Source organism: Streptomyces sp. NPDC003379, assembly GCF_053589195.1.
The window spans coordinates 15,844-38,475 of sequence record NZ_JBSFRK010000061.1 but is presented as its reverse complement, the minus strand read 5'-3'; the positions used below and the strand labels follow the sequence as shown (position 1 = coordinate 38,475).

Annotated in this window: 17 protein-coding genes and 1 pseudogene; 9 read left to right on the top strand and 9 right to left on the bottom strand. The window is 73.2% G+C overall.

The features are described 5' to 3' along the window. Window positions 1-289: 289 nt before the first annotated feature. Window positions 290-1,417 (top strand): glycosyltransferase 87 family protein, encoded by a 1,128-nt coding sequence (locus ACWDVB_RS36355; protein ID WP_451519094.1) that lies wholly within the window; start codon window positions 290-292, stop codon window positions 1,415-1,417. After that, the gene (locus ACWDVB_RS36350; protein ID WP_451519091.1) at window positions 1,359-1,730 is read left to right on the top strand and encodes a hypothetical protein; all 372 of its coding nucleotides are present in this window, start codon (window positions 1,359-1,361) and stop codon (window positions 1,728-1,730) included. The genes ACWDVB_RS36355 and ACWDVB_RS36350 overlap by 59 nt, the downstream gene beginning before the upstream one ends. 22 nt (window positions 1,731-1,752) lie before the next feature. Here ACWDVB_RS36350 and ACWDVB_RS36345 read toward each other — a convergent pair whose 3' ends face one another. Continuing rightward, window positions 1,753-3,396: a DNA repair helicase XPB gene (locus tag ACWDVB_RS36345; RefSeq protein WP_451519090.1), complete on the bottom strand. Its 1,644-nt coding sequence runs from the start codon at window positions 3,394-3,396 to the stop codon at window positions 1,753-1,755. A gap of 225 nt (window positions 3,397-3,621) precedes the next feature. Between ACWDVB_RS36345 and ACWDVB_RS36340 the strand changes: the two genes are divergently transcribed. Together ACWDVB_RS36340 and ACWDVB_RS36335 are read left to right on the top strand one after the other, a co-directional pair. Next, window positions 3,622-6,453 carry a helicase-associated domain-containing protein gene (locus ACWDVB_RS36340; protein ID WP_451519089.1) on the top strand — a complete coding sequence of 944 codons (2,832 nt, stop codon included), beginning with the start codon at window positions 3,622-3,624 and terminating at the stop codon, window positions 6,451-6,453. A 153-nt stretch (window positions 6,454-6,606) separates the two neighbouring features. Next, window positions 6,607-8,658, top strand: coding sequence for a HelD family protein (locus ACWDVB_RS36335; RefSeq protein ID WP_451519088.1), 2,052 nt, complete (start codon window positions 6,607-6,609; stop codon window positions 8,656-8,658). On the opposite strand, the gene ACWDVB_RS36330 is transcribed toward ACWDVB_RS36335, so the two are convergent. From ACWDVB_RS36330 to ACWDVB_RS36315, 4 genes are all read right to left on the bottom strand, one after another. After that, window positions 8,655-9,191: a DUF2165 domain-containing protein gene (locus ACWDVB_RS36330; RefSeq protein ID WP_451519087.1), complete on the bottom strand. Its 537-nt coding sequence runs from the start codon at window positions 9,189-9,191 to the stop codon at window positions 8,655-8,657. The two genes, ACWDVB_RS36335 and ACWDVB_RS36330, sit on opposite strands and share 4 nt — an antisense overlap. A gap of 78 nt (window positions 9,192-9,269) precedes the next feature. Then, window positions 9,270-9,959 (bottom strand): copper homeostasis protein CutC, encoded by a 690-nt coding sequence (locus ACWDVB_RS36325; RefSeq protein ID WP_451519086.1) that lies wholly within the window; start codon window positions 9,957-9,959, stop codon window positions 9,270-9,272. A gap of 120 nt (window positions 9,960-10,079) precedes the next feature. Further along, the gene (locus ACWDVB_RS36320; RefSeq protein WP_451519085.1) at window positions 10,080-12,377 is read right to left on the bottom strand and encodes a heavy metal translocating P-type ATPase; all 2,298 of its coding nucleotides are present in this window, start codon (window positions 12,375-12,377) and stop codon (window positions 10,080-10,082) included. 56 nt (window positions 12,378-12,433) lie between these two features. Then, window positions 12,434-12,658, bottom strand: a complete 225-nt coding sequence (locus tag ACWDVB_RS36315; RefSeq protein WP_451519084.1) for a heavy-metal-associated domain-containing protein — start codon at window positions 12,656-12,658, stop codon at window positions 12,434-12,436. A gap of 202 nt (window positions 12,659-12,860) precedes the next feature. Here ACWDVB_RS36315 and ACWDVB_RS36310 point away from each other — a divergent pair, with 202 nt between their 5' ends. Then, window positions 12,861-13,820 carry a hypothetical protein gene (locus tag ACWDVB_RS36310; protein WP_451519083.1) on the top strand — a complete coding sequence of 320 codons (960 nt, stop codon included), beginning with the start codon at window positions 12,861-12,863 and terminating at the stop codon, window positions 13,818-13,820. Between the two features lie 39 nt (window positions 13,821-13,859). Here ACWDVB_RS36310 and ACWDVB_RS36305 read toward each other — a convergent pair whose 3' ends face one another. From ACWDVB_RS36305 to ACWDVB_RS36295, 3 genes and pseudogenes are all read right to left on the bottom strand, one after another. Next, window positions 13,860-14,585 (bottom strand): CatB-related O-acetyltransferase, encoded by a 726-nt coding sequence (locus ACWDVB_RS36305; RefSeq protein WP_451519082.1) that lies wholly within the window; start codon window positions 14,583-14,585, stop codon window positions 13,860-13,862. Window positions 14,586-14,601: 16 nt separating this feature from the next. Then, window positions 14,602-15,285, bottom strand: coding sequence for a maleylpyruvate isomerase family mycothiol-dependent enzyme (locus ACWDVB_RS36300; protein ID WP_451519093.1), 684 nt, complete (start codon window positions 15,283-15,285; stop codon window positions 14,602-14,604). Window positions 15,286-15,459: 174 nt separating this feature from the next. Continuing rightward, window positions 15,460-15,612, bottom strand: a pseudogene (locus ACWDVB_RS36295) (MFS transporter); the annotation flags it as partial. Between the two features lie 78 nt (window positions 15,613-15,690). Here ACWDVB_RS36295 and ACWDVB_RS36290 point away from each other — a divergent pair. Next, window positions 15,691-16,347, top strand: coding sequence for an HD domain-containing protein (locus ACWDVB_RS36290; RefSeq protein WP_451519081.1), 657 nt, complete (start codon window positions 15,691-15,693; stop codon window positions 16,345-16,347). Between the two features lie 42 nt (window positions 16,348-16,389). After that, window positions 16,390-17,463: a GNAT family N-acetyltransferase gene (locus tag ACWDVB_RS36285; RefSeq protein WP_451519080.1), complete on the top strand. Its 1,074-nt coding sequence runs from the start codon at window positions 16,390-16,392 to the stop codon at window positions 17,461-17,463. Between the two features lie 94 nt (window positions 17,464-17,557). Here ACWDVB_RS36285 and ACWDVB_RS36280 read toward each other — a convergent pair whose 3' ends face one another. Next, window positions 17,558-20,605, bottom strand: a complete 3,048-nt coding sequence (locus tag ACWDVB_RS36280) for an AfsR/SARP family transcriptional regulator (protein WP_451519079.1) — start codon at window positions 20,603-20,605, stop codon at window positions 17,558-17,560. A gap of 143 nt (window positions 20,606-20,748) precedes the next feature. Here ACWDVB_RS36280 and ACWDVB_RS36275 point away from each other — a divergent pair, with 143 nt between their 5' ends. Together ACWDVB_RS36275 and ACWDVB_RS36270 are read left to right on the top strand one after the other, a co-directional pair. Continuing rightward, window positions 20,749-21,105 carry a hypothetical protein gene (locus ACWDVB_RS36275; protein ID WP_451519078.1) on the top strand — a complete coding sequence of 119 codons (357 nt, stop codon included), beginning with the start codon at window positions 20,749-20,751 and terminating at the stop codon, window positions 21,103-21,105. Window positions 21,106-21,289: 184 nt separating this feature from the next. Continuing rightward, on the top strand, window positions 21,290-22,546 hold the full coding sequence (locus ACWDVB_RS36270) for a Cmx/CmrA family chloramphenicol efflux MFS transporter (RefSeq protein WP_451519092.1): 1,257 nt from the start codon (window positions 21,290-21,292) through the stop codon (window positions 22,544-22,546). Window positions 22,547-22,632: the final 86 nt, after the last annotated feature.

Below are 22,632 nucleotides of genomic sequence, written 5' to 3'. Positions count from 1 at the left end.
GGTGGGTGGGAAGCATCCGCCGCGCAGCGGCGGGCCTGGCCCCTACGAGGCGATCGTGGCGCCGGGCAAACGGGCGGGTGGGTGGGAAGCATCCGCCGCGCAGCGGCGGGCCTGGCCCCTACGAGGCGATCACCCGGGTGACCGCGCAGGCCCCCAGGAGGCCCCGCCCCCGACGCCCCGTCAGATAGCCTCCCCACCCGTGAAGCCACCCCGCGGAGCCCCCGCCCCCGCCCTCCTCACCGCTTCCCTCACCGCCCTCGCCGCCCTCTGCGCCCTCCAGCACATCCCCATGGCCGACACCCTCGTCTACCGGGCCGAGGGCCAGGCCGTCGTCGAGGGCGGCGGCGATCTGTACGGGTTCACCGTCACCGAGTGGGAACTCCCGGCGACCTACCCGCCGTTCGCCGCCCTTCTCTTCGTACCGACGACCTGGCTCCCCCTCCCCGCCCTGAAGCTCACCTTCCTCGTCGGCAACACCGCCCTCCTGGGCCTGCTCATCCACCTCTCCTGCCGCCTGACCGACCTCCGGCCCCGCCCCCGCCTCCGTCACCTCTGCACCGCCACCGCCCTCGCCCTGTGGCTGGAACCCGTCTTCCAGACCATCGTCTTCGGGCAGATCAACCTCGCCCTGGCCTGCCTGGTCCTCTGGGACCTGACCAGGCCGAAGGGCGCGCCCGTCAAGGGGCTCGCGCTGGGGGTCGCCGCCGGGATCAAGCTCACCCCGGCCTTCTTCATCGCGTACCTCTTCGTCGCGGGACGCGTGCGCGAGGCGGCGACCGCCGTGGCGGCCTTCGCCGGGACCGTGCTGCTCGGCGTGCTCGTCCTGCCCGCCGCCAGCGTCGACTTCTGGACGCGCCGCGTCTTCGAGACGGGCCGCGTCGGCAAGGCGTGGATCGTCGACAACCAGTCGCTCCAGGGCCTGATCGCCCGCGTCCTGCACGAGGCGGAACCGGGCCTGGCCTGGGCGCTCCCCGCAGCGCTCACGGCTGCCGTCGGCCTCTGGTCGGCCCGCCGTATGCCCGCCGACAGCCCCCGGGCCCTGCTCCTGGCCGCCCTCACGACCCTGCTGATCTGCCCGATCAGCTGGTCCCATCACTGGGTGTGGTGCGTACCGCTCCTGGCGCTCCTGATCGCCGAGGGCAGGCCCCGTCTGGCCGCCGCCGTCGCCGTGCTCTTCACGGCCCGCACCTTCTGGCTGCTCCCGCACCAGGGCGACCTGGATCTCCGGCTGCCCTGGTGGCAGCAGCCGGCGGCGTCGCCGTATCCGCTGCTGGCCCTGGCGCTGCTGCCGCTGCTGAGTACGTACATGAGTACGCGCACGGACGTGCCGCCCCCGCGCGCCGGGGTTGACTCACCGCATGAGACAAGAGCGGCCCGCCCCGCCCACGGAGCCCCGCGCCGCGTGGGCCGCCCGTAACGCCGCCCACGCCGCCGCGCACCCCGTCCCGCCGCCGTCCCGCGTCCTGGCCCTGGCCCTCGCGACCCCCGTCGTGCTGCTGCTCCTGGCACTCGGCTGGCTGGTGGTCGCGCTCGACGCGAGCATCGGCGGCGCGTCGTCACCGGAGCACCAGGACCTGGTCGCCCGCTACGTCCTGGCGGTGCTCGCGGGCCTCGGCTGCCTCACGGCCGGCTGGCGCACACCGCGCGACTCGCCCGCGGCATGGCTGCGGACGGCGTTCGCCTGTACGTCGGTCGCGGTGATCCCGGTGTCGATGCTGGCGGGCGCCTGAACCACCGGCGCAGGAGCCGGGTTCAGCTCTCCGCCAGCAACTCGTCCGCGTCGACGATCCGATACGCGTACCCCTGCTCGGCGAGGAACCGCTGCCGGTGCGCGGCGAAGTCCTGGTCGATGGTGTCGCGCGCCACGACGGAGTAGAAGCGCGCCTCGTGCCCGTCCGCCTTGGGCCGCAGCACGCGCCCGAGCCGCTGGGCCTCCTCCTGCCGTGACCCGAATGTGCCCGACACCTGGATGGCGACGGTGGCCTCCGGCAGGTCGATGGAGAAGTTGGCGACCTTCGACACGACGAGGACCGAAATCTCGCCTTCCCGGAAGGCGCCGAACAGCTTCTCGCGCTGCGCGTTCGTCGTCTCGCCCTTGATGACGGGCGCGTCGAGGTGCTCACCGAGTTCGTCGAGCTGGTCGATGTACTGCCCGATGACGAGGGTCTGCTCACCGGCGTGCTTCTTGACCAGCGCCTCGGTCACCTTCCGCTTGGTCGCCGTCGTCGCGCAGAAGCGGTACTTCTCCTCGGGCTCCGCGGTGGCGTACGCGAGCCGCTCGCTGTCGGTGAGGTTGACCCGCACCTCGACGCAGTCGGCGGGCGCGATGTAGCCCTGCGCCTCGATCTCCTTCCACGGGGCGTCGAACCGCTTGGGCCCGATGAGCGAGAAGACGTCGGACTCGCGTCCGTCCTCCCGTACGAGGGTCGCGGTCAGGCCGAGGCGGCGGCGCGCCTGGAGGTCGGCGGTGAACTTGAAGACCGGCGCGGGCAGCAGATGCACCTCGTCGTAGATGACGAGACCCCAGTCGCGCGAGTCGAAGAGCTCAAGGTGCGGGTAGATGCCCTTCCGCTTGGTCGTGAGCACCTGGTACGTGGCGATGGTGACGGGCCGGATCTCTTTCCTGGTCCCGCTGTACTCACCGATCTCGTCCTCCGTCAGGGAGGTCCGCTTCACCAGCTCGTGCTTCCACTGGCGGGCGGAGACGGTGTTGGTGACGAGGATGAGGGTGGTGGCCTTGGCCTGCGCCATGGCCCCGGCGCCGACCAGGGTCTTCCCCGCGCCGCAGGGCAGTACGACCACTCCGCTGCCGCCGTGCCAGAACCCCTCGACGGCCTGCTGCTGGTAGGGCCGCAGCGACCAGCCGCTCTCGTCGAGGTCGATCTTGTGCGCCTCGCCGTCCACGTACCCGGCGAGGTCCTCGGCGGGCCAGCCGAGCTTCAGCAGCGTCTGCTTGACCTGTCCGCGCTCGGAGGGGTGCACGGCGACGGTGTCCGGGTCGAGCCGGTCGCCGACGAGCGGCTGGACCTTCTTCGACCGCAGGATCTCTTCGAGGACGGGCCGGTCGGTGGTGGTGAGCACGAGCCCGTGGGTGGGGTGCTTGGAGAGCGTGAGGCGGCCGTACCGGGCCATCGTCTCGGCGACGTCGACGAGCAGCGCGTGCGGCACGGGGTACCGCGAGAACTCCACGAGCGCGTCCACGACCTGCTCGGCGTCGTGTCCGGCGGCGCGCGCGTTCCACAGGCCGAGCGGGGTGACGCGGTAGGTGTGGATGTGCTCCGGCGCCCGCTCCAGCTCCGCGAAGGGCGCGATGGCACGACGGCAGGCGTCGGCCCGCTCGTGGTCGACCTCGAGCAGGAGAGTCTTGTCCGACTGGACGATGAGGGGACCGTTCACGCGAGCGCCCTTTCACTAGGCCAAACGTCCAGTGTGCCGCATCGGGCGGGGGCCGGGTGGTGACGTCGGATACAGCCGGGCCCCGAAGAAGCGCGGGGAACGGCGCGCCCGGCCACGACAATCCGCGGGCGATCCACGGGCGATCCGCGGGCAACCCGTGGGCAAAGCACCGCCCGAGCCCCGCGGGGACACCGCTGAGGCCCCCGGCCCGCTAACGTGAGCCGGATGAGCACCGACGAGCCGCCGCAGCCCACGGACAGCGCGCCCGCACCGCCGCGCGGCGCGGACACCCCCCGCTCCCTCGCCGAAGCGCTCCGTGCCCGTGAGGACGACGCCCTCGCGGGGCTGCTGCATGCCCGCCCGGACCTTCTCAGCCCCGTGCCCACCGACCTGACGCAGCTCGCCACCCGGGCCGGCACCCGGGCCTCCGTGGTGCGTGCCCTGGAGCGCCTCGACCGCTTCGCGCAGCAGGTGGCGGAGACGCTGGCGGTCGCCCAGGAGCCCACGACGTACGAGGAGGTCCTCGGGCTCCTTGCCGGTGACGACGGGAACCCTGCGGTGGAGGCGGCGCTGCCCCGCGCCCTCGGCATCCTCCACGAGCAGGCCCTCGTCTGGGGTTCCGGTGACCGTCTGCGTCTGGTCCGCACGGCCCGCGAGCTGCTCGCGCCGAGCCCTCAGCGCCCTTCCCCCACCGGTCTGGGCCCGACCGTCGTCGAGGCCACGGCCGGCATGTCGCCCAACCGCATCCAGGACATCGTGGCCGCGGCGGGCCTGCCCACCACCCACGACGCGGTGTCGGCGGTGGAGTCCCTCACCGCGCTGTTCACGGACCGCGCCCGCATGTCGGCCCTCCTGGACGAGGCGCCCGCCGAGTCCGTGGAGGTCCTGTCCCGGCTGGTCTGGGGCCCTCCCTACGGCCAGGTCACCGCGGACCCGGCCCGCCATCTGCGCTGGCTCCTGGACCGGGGGCTGCTCCTGCCCACCGCTCCGGGCACGGTCGTACTGCCCCGCGAGGTGGCCCTGCACCTGCGTGCGGGCCGCGCGCACCGCGTGCCCGAGCCGGTGCCGCCGGCCGTCGAGGTGGCGCGTGAACACCGTCCACAGGTTGTGGACGCCGCGGCGGCGGGCCAGGCGTACACGGCGCTCGCCACCGTCGAGGAGCTCCTCAAGGAGTGGGACGAGGGCGGCCCCACGGTGCTGCGCGCGGGCGGGCTGAGCGTGCGTGACCTGAAGCGGACGGCGGTGGCGCTCGACATGCCGGAGCCGCTGGCCGCCTTCTGGGTCGAGCTGGCGTACGCGGCGGGCCTGGTGGCCGCCGACGGCGAGGCCGACGAGCGGTACGCGGCGACTCCCGCGTACGACGAGTGGCAGGAGCTGCCCGCGCCCCGGCGCTGGGCGTCCCTCGCCACGGCCTGGCTGGCGGCGACCCGCACGGCGGGCCTGATCGGCGGCCGTGACGGCAAGGACCGCACGCTGTCCGCGCTGGGCCCGCACCTGGACCGCTCGGCGTCACCCGAGGTCCGCCGCCGCGTCCTCACCCTCCTGGCCGCACTCCCCGATGGCACCGCCCCCGCCCCCGACTCCCTCCTGTCCCGCCTCCGCTGGGAACGCCCCTCCCCCACCTCGCTGGACCTCCGCACCCGCATCGCCCAGTGGACGCTGAACGAGGCGGAACTGCTCGGCGTCACGGGCCGGGGGGCCCTGTCGACGCATGGCAGGGCACTGCTGGCCGGGGCCGAGTCCGATGCGGGAGCAGGGGCCGGGCTCGGGGCAGGGGCAGGGGTCAGCGCAGGGGCAGGGCCCGGCACCGGAGCCAGGACCGGAGCCGAAGCCGGTGCCAGGACCGGAGCCGGGACCGGGGCCGGGAGCGCGGGCGGGACCGGGACCGGGGCCGGGACCGGGGCCGGGGCCGGGGCCGGGAGCGCGGGCGGGACCGGGACCGGGGCCGGGACCGGGGCCGGGGCCGGGGCCGGGAGCGCGGGCGGGACCGGGGCCGGGACCGGGGCCGGGAGCGCGGGCGCGGGCGGGACCGGAGCCGCGGGCGCGGAAACGGGCGCGGCTGGGGATGCGGGCGGTGGTGGTCGGGGCCAGCGGCCAGTCACCGGTGTCGAGCAGGCCGTCGCCGCCGAGCGTGCCGCGCGGTTGCTCGCCCCGTTGCTGCCCGAACCGCTCGATCACGTCCTGCTCCAGGCCGACCTCACGGCCGTGGCGCCCGGGCCGCTGCAGCGGCCGCTCGCCGAGGCCCTCGCCGTGCTCGCCGACGTCGAGTCGAAGGGCGGCGCCACCGTCTACCGCTTCACGCCCGGTTCCGTGCGCCGCGCGCTCGACGCCGGGCAGGCCGCGTCCGATCTGCACGCGTTTCTGACCGCCCACTCCCGTACGCCGGTTCCGCAGCCCCTCGCGTATCTGATCGACGACGTGGCCCGCAGACACGGCCACCTGCGCATCGGCGCCGCCTCCGCGTACGTACGCTGCGACGACGAGGCGCTGCTCAACGAGATCCTGGCCGACAAGCGCTCCCAGGGCCTGCGTCTGCGCCGCCTCGCGCCCACCGTGCTGGCCGCCCAGGCGGACCCGGGCACGCTCCTCGAAGCCCTGCGCACCATGGGCTTCGCGCCCTCCGCGGAGTCCCCGGAGGGCGACGTACTGATCACCCGCGCCCACGCCCACCGCACCCCGCCCCGCTCGGCCCCCGAGCCGGTGCCGGACGGGCCGCCGCTGCCCGACGCCACGCTGATCGGCGCGGCCGTACGGGCGATCCGCGCGGGCGACCTGGCCTCGACCGCGCCCCGCAAGGAGACCCCGCAGACACCGAGCGGCGGGCTGCCCCGTACGACGTCCGCGGAGACCCTCGCCACGATGCAGGCCGCGGTGATGACGGGCGAGGCGGTCTGGATCGGCTACGTCAACGCCGAGGGCGCCGCAAGCCAGCGCGTGATCGCCCCCGTACGCGTGGAGGGCGGGTTCGTCACGGCGTACGACCACACGGCGGACGAGGTACGGACCTTCCCCCTGCACCGCATCACGGGCGTCGCGGAACTGGCCGACGACGACTGACCCGGAGGTCACCACCGGAAAACCCGTTGGCACCGCCCCTCACCCCGCGCCTAAGATGCCCCCTTCCCCGGCCTCCCCCGCGGAGCGCCGCCGTCCGGACGGAAACCGGGCGGCAGCAACAGGCCCACCCCGCAGAACCGCCGGAGGCATCCCGTGCACGCGCACGACCAGACCGACCCCCTCGCCCGCGAGCGGGGGCACCTCGCCGCGTCCCGTTCCGCGCTGCGCGCCATGCGCGCGGACGCGCAGGCCCTCGACATCCGCGACGTCACCGCGAACTGGGTGAACGCCGCCGTCCTGCAACGGCAGATCGACGAGCGGATCAAGTCCCTCGCCGATCTCGCCCACACCCCGCTCTTCTTCGGGCGGCTCGACTATCTGCACGCCCCCGGCGCCAAGCAGGCCGAAGGCGCCGAGGGCGAGCAGTTCTACATCGGGCGGCGGCACGTGCACGACGCCGACGGGGACCCGATGGTCATCGACTGGCGTGCGCCGGTCTCCCAGCCGTTCTACCGGGCCTCCAAGAAGAACCCGATGGACATCGCGCTGCGCCGCCGCTTCGGGTACACGGGCGGCGACCTCACCGCGTACGAGGACGAGCACCTCAGCGACCCCTCCGAGGGCGAGCGGACCAGCAAGCTGCTCCAGCAGGAGATCGAGCGGCCCCGCGTCGGTCCGATGCGGGACATCGTCGCGACCATTCAGCCCGAGCAGGACGAGATCGTACGGAGCGGCCTCACCGGAAGCGTCTGCGTGCAGGGCGGGCCCGGGACCGGGAAGACGGCCGTCGGTCTGCACCGTGTCGCCTATCTGCTGTACGCCCACCGGGACCGGCTGGCCAGGACCGGGACGCTCGTCATCGGGCCCAACGCCTCCTTCCTGCACTACATCGAGCAGGTGCTGCCCGCGCTCGGCGAGTTGGAGGTCAAGCAGGCCACCGTCGACGACCTCGTCGCCCACGTGGAGGTCCGCGGCACGGACGATTCCGCCGCCGCCCTCGTCAAGGGCGACGCCCGTATGGCTGAGGTGCTGCGCAGGGCCGTACGCTCGCACGTCACCCTGCCGACCGAGCCCGTGGTCGTCGTGCGCGGCTCCCGGCGCTGGCGCGTCCCCGCGTATGAACTGGAGGAGACTGTGAGGGAGTTGCTCGCGCGTGACATACGGTACGGCGCCGCCCGCGACGCGCTTCCGCAGCGCATCGCCCATGCCGTTCTCGTCCACATGGAGCAGTCGGGCGAGGCCCCCGACGACCGTGTGCAGGACGCCGTCGCGCGCAACCCCGCGGTGAAGGCCGCCGTGAAGGCCATCTGGCCGCCGGTCGATCCCGCGAAGCTGGTGCTGCGGCTGCTCTCCGACGCGGAGTTCCTCGCCGCGCACTCCGAGGGCCTCCTCAGTGAGGACGAGCGGAAGGCCGTGCTGTGGAGCAAGCCCGCCCGCAGCGTCAAGTCCGCCAAGTGGTCGACCGCGGACGCCGTGTTGATCGACGAGGCCACCGATCTCGTATCGCGTACGCATTCGCTCGGCCATGTCGTGCTGGACGAGGCGCAGGATCTGTCCCCGATGCAGTACCGCGCGGTGGGGCGGCGCTGCACGACCGGTTCGGCGACCGTCCTCGGTGACCTCGCGCAGGGCACCACGCCGTGGGCGACCCGGAGTTGGGCCGAGGCTCTTGGGCATCTGGGCAAGGCGGACGCGGTCGTGGAGGAGCTGACGGCCGGTTTCCGCGTGCCGCGCGAAGTCATCGCGTACGCGTCGCGGCTGCTGCCCGACATCGCGCCGGGGCTCACGGAGGTCGCCTCGGTGCGTGAGTCGCCCGGTTCGCTCACGGTGCGGCAGGGGGAGGGGGGCGAGCTGGACTCGGCCTGCCTTGAGGCGTGCGTCGAGTCACTGCGGCAGGAGGGTTCCATCGGGCTCATCGCGGCCGACGCCCGCATTCCCGCGCTGGCAGAGACGCTGACGGCGGCCGGTCTCACGTACCTCTCCCCCGGGCAGGAGACCACGCCCGACACCCGGCTTACGCTGGTGCCCGCGTCCCTCGCGAAGGGCCTTGAGTACGACTATGTGGTGCTCGACGAGCCCGCCGCCGTCGTCGACGGCGAGCCCGACGAGCGGACGGGTCTGCGCCGGCTGTACGTGGCACTGACCCGCGCCGTCTCCGGCCTGATCGTCGTGCACGCGGCGCCGCTGCCGAAGCAACTCGCCTAGCTATCAGCTCCCTTGGCGCCGTCCGCCGAAACCGCGGCGGACGGCAGATGGCTCACGATCAGCACGATGCCCGCCAGCGTCACGACGCGGGTCGCCGCGTCCAGGCCGTTCCAGTCCTCGGACTGCCACATGGCGAACCACTCGCCGCCGACGCCGATGAACCCGGCCCCGAACAGCAGCAGCACCATCAACAGGCCGACGGTCCCGAGGCGTTGGGCGCGCCGGAAGCCCGCGCGGCGCCGCAGGGCACCGGCCCACAGCGCCGTCGCCGCGATGAGGACGAGCGCGGCGACGGTCTCCCAGACGATGATCGCTATGTACGCGGCGTCCTGGAGCGCGGTGGACTCCACCGCGCGCCACATCAGGTCGTCGTCCTTGAAGGTGGTGTCCATCGCGAGGACATGGCGTACGAACTGCTGGTTCGTGCCGAAGTCGGTGATGTTCCCGAACGCGACGAGCGTGATGTAGAGCGCGACGGTCGCGGTGAGCGCCGCCACGGCGGCGGGCAGCGCACGGCTGGTAGGTGCGGTCATCAAATCCCCTCCCTCTCCCCTCAGTTGTACCGCAGGCCCCACCGAGCGCCCCGAATTCTGCCCACCCCAGCGGAGCGACTACACGTCGACGGCGGCACGCCACCGCGCCACCGCCTGCGAGGAGACCGGCCCCGACCACCCGTCGGGCCTGGCCGCCCCTCCGATATGAAACGCGTCGACCCCCGCGGCCTTCAGCCGGGGCAGATGCTCCAACCGCAGCCCGCCACCGATCAGCAGCTGCGGCTCATACCCGGGCTCCCCCCGCCGCGCCGCCTCGGCGGCCAGCGTCGGCAGCCCCTCGTCGACCCCGCCCGCGGCCCCCGCCGTGAGGTACGTGTCCAGGCCCGGCAGGTCCGCGAGCTGCTTGCGCAGGGCGTCACGGTCGGCGGCCCGGTCGATCGCCCGGTGGAAGGTCCAGCGGCAGCCGTCGAGCGCGTCGACGAGCGTCTCGACCGCGGCGAGGTCGGGCCCGCCCGCCTCGTCGAGGAAGCCGAGCACGAACTCGTCGGCGCCCTCGCTCCTCAGCTCGCGCGCACGGCGCACGAGCGCCTCGACGTCACCGGCGGCGAACCCGTCGGCCAGCCGCAGCATGACGCGCAGCGAGATGTCGACACGGGACCGGATCGCGGCGAAGGTCTCACGCGACGGCGTGAGGCCGTCCGCGGCCATGTCGGTCACCAGCTCCAGGCGGTCCGCACCGCCGGCCTGGGCGGCGGCGGCGTCCTCGGCGTCGAGGGCGATCACCTCCAGGACTGCACGCTTGCTCATGGCTGCCTCTTCCTTCCCACAGGTCTAGTCCAATTACCAGCCTACGCGCAGAACACCCCGGTGCGAGCCGAGTCGCTCGCACCGGGGTGGATCAATTGACCGCGGGGAGCGGTCAGGGCGTCAGGACAGCGGCTTGAACCCCCGCAGGCGCAGGCTGTTGCCGACCACGAAGACCGAGGAGAAGGCCATGGCGGCACCCGCGATCATCGGGTTGAGCAGGCCGGACGCGGCCAGCGGCAGCGCGCCGACGTTGTAGGCGAAGGCCCAGAACAGGTTCGACTTGATGGTGCCCAGGGTGCGGCGCGAGAGCCTGATCGCGTCCGCCGCGGACCGCAGGTCACCGCGGACGAGCGTCAGGTCGCCCGCCTCGATCGCGGCGTCCGTGCCCGTGCCCATCGCCAGGCCCAGGTCGGCCTGGGCGAGGGCCGCGGCGTCGTTCACGCCGTCGCCGACCATGGCGACCGAGCGGCCCTCGGCCTGCAGCCGCTTGACGACGTCGACCTTGTCCTGCGGCATGACCTCGGCGATGACGTGCTCCGGGGAGATGCCGACCTCCGCGGCCACCGACGCGGCGACCGCCTTGTTGTCGCCGGTCAGGAGGATCGGGGTCAGGCCGAGCGCGCGCAGCCGGGTGATCGCCTCGGCGCTGGTGTCCTTCACCGCGTCGGCGACCTCCAGGACCGCCCGCGCCTCGCCGTCCCAGGCGACCGCGATGGCCGTACGTCCGGCCGCCTCGGCCTCGGCCTTCGCCCGCTCCAGCGCCACCGGAAGGTGGATCTCCCACTCGGCGAGCAGTGCCTCGCGGCCGACGAGCACCGCATGCCCTTCGACGATGCCCTGAACACCCAGGCCCGCGATGTTGGCGAAGTCCTCGGGGGCGGGCAGCGTGCCGACCTCGGCGGCCGCTCCGGCGGCGACGGCCTGGGCGATGGGGTGCTCCGAGGAGTGCTCCAGGGCGCCGGCCAGGCGCAGCACCTCGGCCTCTGTGGTGTTGTCGGCGGTGTGGGTGGCGAGCAGGGTCATCTTGCCGGTGGTGACGGTGCCGGTCTTGTCCAGGACGATGGTGTCGACCTTGCGGGTGGACTCCAGGACCTCCGGGCCCTTGATCAGGATGCCGAGCTGGGCGCCGCGGCCGGTGCCGACCATGAGGGCGGTCGGGGTGGCGAGGCCCAGGGCGCAGGGGCAGGCGATGATCAGGACGGCCACGGCCGCGGTGAAGGCGGCGGTGAGGCCCGCGCCGTTGCCGAGCCAGAAGCCGAGGGTGGCGAGCGCCAGGCCGATGACGACCGGCACGAAGACCGCGGAGATCCTGTCGGCGAGGCGCTGGGCGGCGGCCTTGCCGTTCTGCGCGTCCTCCACCAGCTTGGCCATGCGGGCGAGCTGGGTGTCGGCGCCGACGCGGGTGGCCTCGACGACGAGGCGTCCGCCGACGTTCAGGGTGGCGCCGGTGACGGAGTCGCCCTCGGCGACCTCGACGGGCACGGACTCGCCGGTGAGCATGGAGGCGTCCACGGCCGAGGCACCCTCGACGACCTTGCCGTCCGTGGCGATCTTCTCGCCGGGGCGGACCAGGAAACGGTCGCCGGTCTTCAAGTCGCCCACTGCGATGGTCTCTTCGCGTCCTCCGTCGCGCAGCACGGTGACGTCCTTGGCGCCGAGCTGGAGCAGCGCCTTCAGCGCGGCGCCCGCCTTCCTCTTGGAGCGGGCCTCGAAGTAGCGCCCGGCGAGGATGAAGGCGGTGACGCCGGCCGCGGCCTCCAGGTAGATGTTCCCCGCGCCGTCGCTCCTGGCGATGGTCAGCTCGAAGGGGTGGGTCATGCCGGGCGTCCCGGCGGTGCCGAAGAACAGCGACCACAGCGACCAGAGGAACGCCGCCGAGGTGCCGACCGAGATCAGCGTGTCCATGGTGGCCGCGCCGTGCCGGGCGTTGGTGAAGGCCGCCTTGTGGAAGGGCCAGGCGGCGTAGGTCACGACGGGCGCGGCCAGGGTGAGGGAGAGCCACTGCCAGTACTCGAACTGCAGGGCGGGGACCATCGCCATGGCGATGACCGGTACGGAGAGCAGCACCGCGGTGATCAGCCGCTCGCGCAGCGGCCGCAGCGCGTCGTCGGCCCGCCGCTCCTCGCCGTCGTCCGACGACGCGCTCTCGTCCTGTACGGGCGTGGGCTCCTCGGCCGTGTACCCGGTGGCCTCGACGGTCGAGATCAGGTCCTGTACGGAGATGTCCTCGCCGCGGTAGCTGACCTTGGCCTTCTCGGTGGCGTAGTTGACGGTCGCCTCGACGCCGTCCATGCGGTTGAGCTTCTTCTCGATCCGGGCGGCGCACGAGGCGCAGGTCATGCCACCGATGGCGAGTTCCACTTCTGCGGTGGAAGCGGGGGAGGCCGCCTCGGGCGTGCCGGGAGTGGTGGTGGACATGTCTGCGGGCTCCTCGTGACGTGGGGGCGGGGTGGTGGGCGGGCAGGCGGGCGGTGTCAGACGCGGCCGACGTAGTCGTAACCGGCGTCCTCGACGGTCTCGGCGATACGGGTGTCGTCGGGCTCGGCGGCGGTGGTGACCGTGACCAGGCCCTCCGGGATGCGCACCTGCACGGCGGTGACGAAGTCGAGGCCGCCGACGACATCGGTGACGACTCCCTGGCAGTGCGGGCTGTGGACGCCGTCGACCTTGTACGTGGTGGTGATCGCGTCGGTGCTCATGGGTGCCTCCTGTGCGGAGCGGGAACCTATACCCCCGCTGGGTATCGGCCTTACGGGACTCATTTATACCCCCGGGGGGTACGCGCCGCAAGGGCGACCACCGAGAAATCCGGGCTTGACTTAATACCCTGGGGGGGTATCTTCGAATGCATCGAGGCCGACCGACCGGAACAGCCGGCCGGGGATCACTCAGGGAGCCGTCATGAACACCGGACTGAAGATCACCGCGTTCGCCGCCGCCGTCGCCGCGACCTTCGGCACCGCGTACGGAGTGGGCAAGGGCGTCGACCCCGTCACGGACAGGGCGCCGGAGGCTCAGCACGGTGGACACGACGGCGAGCAGCGGGAGGGGAAGCAGATGAACGGCAAAGAAGAAGGCGCGGGACACGGGAAGCACGGCGACACCGCTCCCGGCGGCCTCCAGATCTCCGAGCGCGGCTACACGCTGGACCTCAAGACGGCCCGCGTCGACGCGGGCCGCAAGGAAGAGCTGCGCTTCGACGTCGTCAAGGACTCCACGGGGCGGAACGTCACCGCGTACCAGAAGGAGCACGACAAGGAGCTGCACCTCATCGTCGCCTCACGCGACCTGACCACCTACCGCCATCTGCACCCCACCCGCGCGGCGGACGGCACCTGGTCGACCAAGGTCGAGCTACCGGAGGCGGGCGGCTACCGCGTCTTCGCCGACTTCCGCCCCGAGGGCGCGAAGGAGGGCCTGACGCTCGGCGCGGACCTCGCGGTGGCCGGCGAGGCCACGCCGAAGGAGCTGCCCGCGCACAGCACGACCGCGACGGTGGACGGCTACGACGTGACGCTGAAGGGCGAGCTGAAGACGGGCGCGGGCGGCGACCTCACCCTGAACGTGGCGAAGGACGGCAAGCCCGTCACCGACCTCCAGCCCTACCTGGGCGCCTACGGCCACCTGGTGGCCCTGCGCTCCGGGGACCTCGCCTACCTCCACGTCCACCCGAACGGCGCGCCCGGCGACGGGAAGACCGAGGCGGGCCCCGGCGTCTCCTTCATGGCGACGGCGCCGAGCGCGGGCGCGTACCGCCTGTTCCTGGACTTCAAGCACGAGGGCGAGGTCCGCACGGCGGCGTTCACGGTGCACGCGGGCGGCGGCGCGCACGCGGAGAAGGGCGGCGGCCACCAGCACTGACCGCCACCCCCTGCCACGCGTCCACGCGTACCCCGAAGGTCAGTCGACCTCCGGGGTACGCGTGTTTCCCTTCGGTGTGTTTCCCTTCGGGTGTGTTTCCCTTCGGTGTCTCTCCTTCGGTGCCACGGCCGCCAGCTCGGCCACGCTGCCGGACATGACGGCGCGTACGTGCTCGGTCAGGTGCTCGATCGGCCAGTCCCACCAGGCCAGTTCGAGCAGCCTGGCGATGTCCTCGTCGTCGAAGCGGCGGCGGATGAGCCGGGCCGGGTTGCCGCCGACGATGCCGTAGTCCGGCACGTCGTCGACGACCACCGACCCGGACGCGATGACCGCGCCGTGCCCGATCCGGACGCCCGGCATGACCGTGGCGCGGTAACCGAACCAGACGTCGTGGCCGACGACGGTGTCACCGCGCCCCGGCAGCCCGGTGATCAGGTCGAAGTGCTCGCTCCACGACCCGCCCATGATCGGGAACGGAAACGTCGAGGCGCCGTCCATGCGGTGGTTGGCGCCGTTCATGATGAACCGCACGCCCTCGCCCAGCGCGCAGAACTTCCCGATGACCAGCCGTTCCGGCCCGTAGTGGTAGAGCACGTTGCGGGTCTCGAAGGCGGTCGGGTCGTCGGGGTCGTCGTAGTACGAGAAGTCGCCGACCTCGATCAGCGGCGACTTGACGAGCGGCTTGAGCAGCACCAGGCGCTCCTGGCCGGGCATGGGGTGGAGCACGTCCGGATCGGCGGGTACGCCGGGTTCGTAAGCGGTCATCCCCTCATGATGCCCGTCAGTCGAACAGCGCCAACTCCTTTTCCGCGGCGCCCGCCAGCTCGTACCGCGTCCCCGCCAGCGGCCGTCCCGCGCAGATCCGGATCAGGGTCGGCGCGTCGCCGATGTAGCGGGCCGGGGGCCGCCGGCCGTCCGTGGCGCCGAGGATCAGCGGCTCGTCCCACCCGTCCACGTCGGCGTGCACCGCGAGGCCGGGCGTCACCGCGCTGAAATCCCCCCGGCTGAACTGCCCGAGGAGCGGCAGCGCGTCCACGAGCCCCGCACCGCCGTACGCTCCCGGCTTCCCCCACGCCTCGCGCACGTCACCGGCGTGCACCCACTCCCCCAGCGCGACGCCGTCGAGCATCCCCTTGGCCGCGGCCATGACGGGCCCCGCCTCGGACATGCCGCGCTCCAGCTCGTCCACGACGCGGGAGTTGGGCCAGTCGGCGCGTTCGGCGATGTCCCGGTCGTTGCTCTCGGCGCTGAACACGCCCTCGCCGAAGCGGCTCTCCACGACCCGCATCAGCGCGGAGCCGCAGTGCGCGAGCATATGCCGCACGGTCCAGCCGGGACAGCAGGTGCGGATCGCGTACGCCTCGTCGGGGGCGGACCTCAGCAGCGGTATCAGAGCGTCGCGTTCGGTACGGAGGAGCCGTCCGGCGCGCTCGGGTTCGTACGTCTCGTCAGATGTGGTCGTCATGCCGGAAGCCAACCGTTCGAACGCGCACATGGCAACGGGCGGACTGGAGTTGCCCAGCCCCCCTGTCGCTCTTGGAGCCTGTCCGGCGATCGACTGGGCGTCCACCGAAACCTTCTCCTTCGCCGCCGCGGACTCCCCCCGCATCACCAGCAGGGTGACAAGCCCGCGCACCCCCGCCGCGAGGCCGAGCGCCGAGCCGACCTGGCAGGTGGTGTTGACGATGCCGGAGGCGAGACCGGCCCGCTCCTGCGGGGCACCCGCCATCGCGGCCATCATCGCCGGGATGTAAGCGAGGGACATGCCGAGCGCGGCGACCAGCGAGGCGGGCGGTGATGAGTACCGGACTCCGGGGAAGCCGTCATACCCACCCAGGGTATACAAGGCCGCAAGGGATACGCTCCTCCCATGGCCGACGACGAGAACCACGAGCCGCTGCGGGAGCGCTGGCTCAGGACGCTGCTGCGCGCACGGGACACCGACGAGTGCGTCCACGACCCGTACCGGTTCGCCGACAACCTGCTCGCCCGCTGGGCCGAGCCGCAGCGCCGCTACCACACCACCGCCCATCTGACGGCGGTCCTCGACCACATCGACGTACTCGAAGACCACGCCGAGGACCCCGACCTGGTCCGCCTCGCGGCCTGGTTCCACGACGCGGTGTACGCGCCCGACCGCTCCGAGAACGAGGAGCGCTCGGCCCGCCTGGCCGAACGCGCCCTGCCGGAAGCGGGCCTGTCGGCGGCGCGGACCTCCGAGGTGGCCCGCCTCGTCCGCCTGACCGTCACCCACGACCCCGCCGACGGCGACCACAACGGCGAGGCGCTGTGCGACGCCGACCTGGCGATCCTCGCGGCGGCCCCGGACGCGTACGCCGCCTACGCGGCGGCCGTCCGCGAGGAGTACGGATTCGTGCCGGACGAGGCGTTCCGCGCGGGGAGGGCGGCGGTACTGCGCCAACTCCTCGCCCTGCCACGCCTGTTCAGGACCCCGCACGGGGCGGCCGTCTGGGAGTCCCCGGCGCGCGAGAACCTGGCGACGGAGCTGGCCCTGCTCGACCCGTAAACCCAGGTGCCCGCCGCCCCCGCCCTCCCGTACGCTCCGCGCATGCTGCTCATGGGTGGGGACAGGATCGACGAGGCCGTCGCGCACGCGGCGCGGGTGCTGCGGGCCGCGGCGGACGGGAACTGGGAGGCCAAGGCGGGCGGGCTCGACTGGAGCTGCCTGACGACGGCGGAACACATCGTGTGCGACTTCGTCGCGTACGCGGGACAGTTGACGGGCCGGGCCACCGACTCCTGGATCCCCTTCGAGGCCGCGCTCGACGAGGGCACGGGCCCCGAGGGCGCGATCCGGGCGATCGAGGCGAGTGGCGGCCTGCTCGCCGCGGTGGTCCGCACCACGCCCCGCGGCGTCCGCGGCTTCCACCCCTACCCGCACGGCAGCGCGGACGCGGCCGGCTTCGCCGCGATGGGCGTCGCCGAGGTCCTTCTCCATACGTACGACATCGCTCAGGCGCTCGGCGTCGACGCGGAGCCGCCCGCCGAACTCTGCGAGGCGGTGCTCGCTCACCTCTTCCCGCATGTGCCGCCCGCGGGCGGCGCGCCGTGGCAGGTCCTGCTGTGGGCCACGGGCCGCGGCAGCCTGCCGGGGCGCGATCCGCTGACGCACTGGCGCTGGCACAACTCCCCCTCCCTGCCCGCGGGGCCGGCGCTCGCGCTGCGCGAGGTGTCCCCCGCGGTGGCCGCCGACCTCGCCGCGGGCGGCACGGGCGGGCTGACCTGGATCGAGGGCGGCCCCTTCGGCGGCACGCGGGGCGCCGCCGGGAGGACGGCGAAGGCGTACGCCGCGGGGGTGCACCGGCCCGAGTGGGGCATGTACGTGCTGGTCCGCACCGAGGACGAGCTGGCCGTCGGCGCCATGGGGTTCCATGGGCCGCCGGACGACGAGGGATGCGTGGAGGTCGGGTACGACCTGGCGGAGGCGGCTCGGGGTCGCGGCTATGCCGCGACGGCGCTACGGGCCCTCGCCGAGTGGGCCCTCGACCGGCCCGAGGTCACATCGATCCTCGGTCTGGTGGACCCGTCGAACGCGCCGTCACAGGCGGTGCTCGGCCGTGCGGGGTTCGAGCGGTTGGAGGACCGGGGGGACGCCCTCGCGTACGGACTGCGCCGGGCTTGAGCGGACGTCTGGGCCCCTCTGTGAGTATCTGCGGGTTTCTTGTGGCCGGGCGCGCAGTTCCCCGCGCCCCTGGGGGGCCTTCCTCTGGGGCGGCTCACCTTCCGCCCAGTGCCAGGCGGACCGGGTCCCTCGTTCCCGCGCCTTCCGCGAAGGCCGCCATGTAGGCCCCGTCGCCCAGGGCGTGGCGTACCTGGTGTTCGGCTTTCAGGTGGGCGTCGTGGAGTGGTTTGAGGCCCGTGAGGGCGACGCCCGTCGTCCGTAGGAGTCGGCATGCCGCTCCCATCAGGCGAGCCGCGTGGCCGTGGTCTCCCGTGGCGGCGGCCGTCCAGGCCATGGCCTCCACTCCCCATACGGGGCCCCAGCGGTCGCCGATGCCCCGCTGCCTGCGCAGGGAGTCGCGGAAGAGACCCACCGCTCGGTGGGGGTCCCCGTGCCGGAGCTCCGCGAGACCCATGCCCCACAGGGCCCAGGAGTGCGCCCAGCCCGCGCCGTACGCGTCGGCCTCCGTCACGTACGCCCGTCCGGCGGCCAGCGCCGGTTCCCGCTCGCCGAGGAAGGCCAACGCCATGGCCCAGAGCATGGTCGCCATGTGCGCGTCGCCCACCTGCCCGCCCGCCCGGAAGCGTTCCCTGGCGTGGGCGAGGAGCGCGACGGAGTCGGCGTCGCCGCGGACGAGGAAGGCGAAGGCGCCCTCCATGTACGCCAGTACGGCCGGGGTCACGCCGTCCTCCACGGCCCCGCCGAGCCGCACGGCCTCCGCCAGGAGACGTTCGGCGGCGGGCTGGTCCCCCTGGCACAGGGCGATCCAGGCGGCGAGGGCGAGACCGCAGGTCCGCAGCGGGACAGGGGCGTCGGGGGTGAGTTCCAGCGCGCGGGTCAGCCAGTGCCGGCCCTCGCCGAGCGAGCTGCTGAAGAACCAATACCGGGTACGGGTGAGGTTCGCGGCGATCTCCAGCCCGGCCGTGGCGTCGCCCTCCCCCGAGACGCTGAAGTCGAGGGCCGCCCGGAGGTTCGGCGACTCCAGCCGCAGCCGTGACAGCCACGCCACCTCACCGGGCCCGCACCACTGCGCGGCAGCCGTCGCGGCCATGCCCCCGTAATACGCGCAGTGCCGCCGCCGCAACGGCACCCGCCGCCCCGTCTCCGGGAGCCGCCCCTGCCCGTACTGCCGCAGGGTCTCCAGCATCCGGTACCGGGCGGGCGAACCGGTGGTGTCCACGGTGAGCACCGACTTGTGCACGAGGGCGGCCAGCACGTCCACGACATCTTCCCGCGCCGGCCCGCCCACGACGAAGCCTCCGGCGGGAGAACCGTCCCTGTGGGCGGGCTCGACCCAGGAGGCGCCCCCACAGGAGGCGCCCTCCTGCCCGAAGTCCCGGCAGGACACGGTCTCGTCGCCCGGTTCGTCCGGGCACACCGCCTCCGCCGCCGCCAGGTCGAAGCCGCCGGAGAAGACCGACACGCCCGCCCACAGTCTCCGTTCCCGCTCGTCGCACAGGTCGTGGCTCCAGTCGACGACGCCACGCAGCGTGCGCTGGTGCCGGGGACCGGTACGCGCCCCGGTGTCGGACAGGAGGCGGAACCGGTCGTCGAGGCGTTCGAGGATCTCCTCGGCGGAGAGTGTGCCGAGGCGGACGGCGGCCAGTTCGATGGCCAGCGGAATGCCGTCGAGGCGGCGGCAGAGGCGGCTCACCGCCTCCTGGTTGCGCGCGGTGATCCGGAAGTGCGGGGCGCATGCCTCGGCGCGGTCGGCGAGCAGCCGCACGGCCTCACAGCGCGTCAGGACCGGTGCCGCGCCCCGGCCCTGGGGGACGGCCAGGGGTGGTACGGGCAGCAGATACTCCCCGGGGACGCGCAGCCCCTGGCGGCTCGTGGCCAGCACGCGCAGGCCCGGGGCCGCGCTCAGCAGGGTGCCCAGGAGATGGGCGGCCTCCTCGGCGACGTGCTCGCAGTTGTCGAGGACCAGCAGCAGCTGCCGTTCCCTCAGGTGCTCCACCAGTACTTCCGTACCGGGGCGCATGGAGTGGTCGGGGAGGCCGAGCGCCTCGGCGACCGCGCGGTCCAGGAGCCGCGGCTCGGTCAGCGGCGCGAGGTCGGCGAGCCAGGCGCCGTGCGGGAACACCCAGGCGGTGTCGACGGCCTCGACCGCCTCGGCGGCCGCACGCAGCGCCAGCCGTGTCTTGCCGACCCCGCCCGGCCCGGTCAGCGTGACGAGACGGGCGCTCTCCAGCAGCTTCCACGTCTTGCGGAGCATGGCCTCGCGGCCTACGAACGTCGTCGTCTCGGCGGGGAGATTGCCCTTCGCCCGCGGGCCCTCCAGCGACACCGACGACACCGACGACACCGTGGACGCCTGTGCGGTCATGGCGGGGTCGGCGGTGAGGATCTGCTGGTGGAGTCGTCGCAGCTCGGCGCCCGGGTCGACGCCCAGCTCGTCGGCGAGCAGCGCGCTGACGGTGCTGTAGCAGTCCAGGGCCTCGCCCTGGCGGCCCGAGCAGTAGAGCGCCAGCATGCGCTGCGCCCAGAAGCGCTCCTGCAACGGATGCGCGGCGGTCAGCTCGCGCAGGCGGGGCAGCGCGTCCGCGTGCCGCCCGAGCCGGAACTCGGCGTCGGTGCGCAGCTCCAGCGCGCTCAGCCGGCGTTCGTTCAGCGCGGGGACGACCTCCAGGCGCAGCCGCTCCGACGGTACGTCCGACAGCGGCTCCCCGCGCCACAGCGCCAGCGCACGGCCGAGCAGCGCCGAGGCCCGCTCGGCCGCGTGCGCCGCGGCGGCGGCTCGGGCGCGGTCGGCCAGGGCGTCGAACCGGTGCAGGTCCAGGGCCTCTTCGGGTACGTCGATGACGTACCCGCGCGCACAGGTGCGGATCGGCCCACCGGCCGGGCCGCCACTCAGGGTGCGGCGCACCCGCAGCACATAGTTCTGCAGGGCGTTGCGTGCGCCGTCCGGCGGGTCGTCCCAGAGCCGGGCGATCAGGGTGTCGAGGGGGACGACACTGTTGGCGTCCACGAGCAGCGACGCCAGAAGCGCCCGCTGCTTGGCCGCCCGGATCGCCACGGGCCTGCCGTCGGACAGCACTTCGAGCGGCCCCAGAATCCTGTACTCGAACTCCGTCTCCCTCACCCCCCAGTCACGTTCCGTCATATTCCCATCACGGCAAGTGAGTGTCGAGTGACTGTTGAGTGACTGTCGAGTGACCGGCGTGACAGAGCGACGCGGAAGCATCAGCAGGGCAGACGGCGATGCGCGCCCGCACGCCGAGCCAGCACCTGAGAAGGAGAAGACACATGAACAAGACCAAGCCGCGCCGCTTCACCGGTCCCGCCCTCAGGCTCGCCACCGTGGCGGCCGCCGCGACGCTGCCGGTTGCCGCCGTCGCACCGAGTGCGGCGGCGGCACCGCCGGGTCGGGCGATGGCCGACAGAATCCTCACGTGCAGCACGGACACGGACGGCTGGACGGGTCACGCGCACTGCAAGAACAACACGAATGTGGTGCGGGCCTTCCGCGCCGTGGTGGTCTGCGGGGCCTGGCCGGACGCCCGGGGCGCCTGGAAGACGCTGAAGCCGGGCGAGTCGAACGTGTCGAGCGCGCGCTGCTTCGGCGGCACGGGCGTCGGCAGCGTGGACTGGCAGGAAGGATGACCATGCGCTAGCGCATCGCGAACCAACGGGGGCTCCCACCCACCCGGCTCCCGCCTCGCAGCTCGACGCGGGGTAAACGGCCGGGTGGGTGGGAAGACACTTGCCGCGAGGCGGCGGCCCGGTCCAGGGAATGCCCGCAGCCGCCAGAACGTTTGTCCTTGTCATGCCGCCCCGCACCGCCCGCATGCCCATAGCCGTCTACATGCTCGGCCTGGCCGTCTTCGCCCTCGGTACGAGCGAGTTCATGCTCTCGGGGCTGCTGCCGCCCATCGCCGACGATATGAACGTCTCCATCCCCCGGGCGGGCCTCCTCATCTCCGCCTTCGCCATCGGCATGGTCATCGGCGCGCCCCTGCTGGCCGTGGCGACCCTGCGTCTGCCGCGCCGTACGACGCTCATCGCGCTCATCACCGTCTTCGGCCTCGGCCAGGTCGCCGGCGCCCTGGCACCCACGTACGCGGTTCTCTTCGCGTCCCGCGTGGTCAGCGCGCTGGCCTGCGCCGGGTTCTGGGCGGTCGGCGCCGCCGTCGCCATCGCGATGGTCGACTTCAACCAGCGCGCCCGCGCCATGGCGGTGATGATCGGCGGCCTCTCCATCGCGAACGTCCTCGGTGTCCCGGCCGGTGCCTTCCTCGGCGAGCACCTCGGCTGGCGCTCGGCGTTCTGGGCGGTCGGCGCGGCCTCCGCGGTCGCGCTCGTCGGCGTCCTCACGCTCATCCCGCGCATCCCGCTCCCCGCCGAGAAGCCGCGGCTGAAGAAGGAACTCTCCATCTACGCCGACCGCCAGGTATGGCTCTCCATCACGGTCACGGCGCTCGCCGCGGGCGGCGTCTTCTGCGCGTTCTCGTACCTGTCGCCGCTCCTCACGGACGTGGCGGGCCTCTCCGAGGGCTGGGTCCCGACGATCCTCGGCCTCTTCGGCGCCGGCGCCCTGGTCGGTACGGCGATCGGCGGCCGGGTGGCGGACGCGCACCTCTTCGGGGTGCTGCTCAGCGGCATCACCGCGTCCACCGTCTTCCTCGTCTCCCTCGCCCTGTTCGCCGCCACCCCGGCCGCCGCGATCACGCTCGCGTTCCTCCTCGGAGTCTCCGCGTTCTACACGGCCCCGGCCCTGAACGCCCGTATGTTCAACGTCGCGGGCGCCGCCCCCACCCTGGCGGGCGCGACCACGACGGCCGCGTTCAACCTCGGCAACACGGGCGGCCCCTGGCTCGGCGGCACGGTCATCGACCTCGACTTCGGGTACGCGGCGACGGCGTGGGCGGGTGCGGCGATGACGGCGGCGGCGATCGTGGCGGTGGCTCTGTCGCTGCGGCTGCACCACAGCTCCGGCGCGAGCCGGGTGGTGACGGCGTCCGCCACGGCGTCGCCCGGCCCCGCACCCCTCTCCACCTCCCCGGATCCCACCGAGGGCACCCCCAATAACCCTACCCGGACCTAAAGTTGGCGCGACCTCCGCCCGCGGTGGCGGCGGGGGCGGACTCACGGGTCAGGGCCGTCGTGGTCGTTCCACGACGTGGCGCTGGT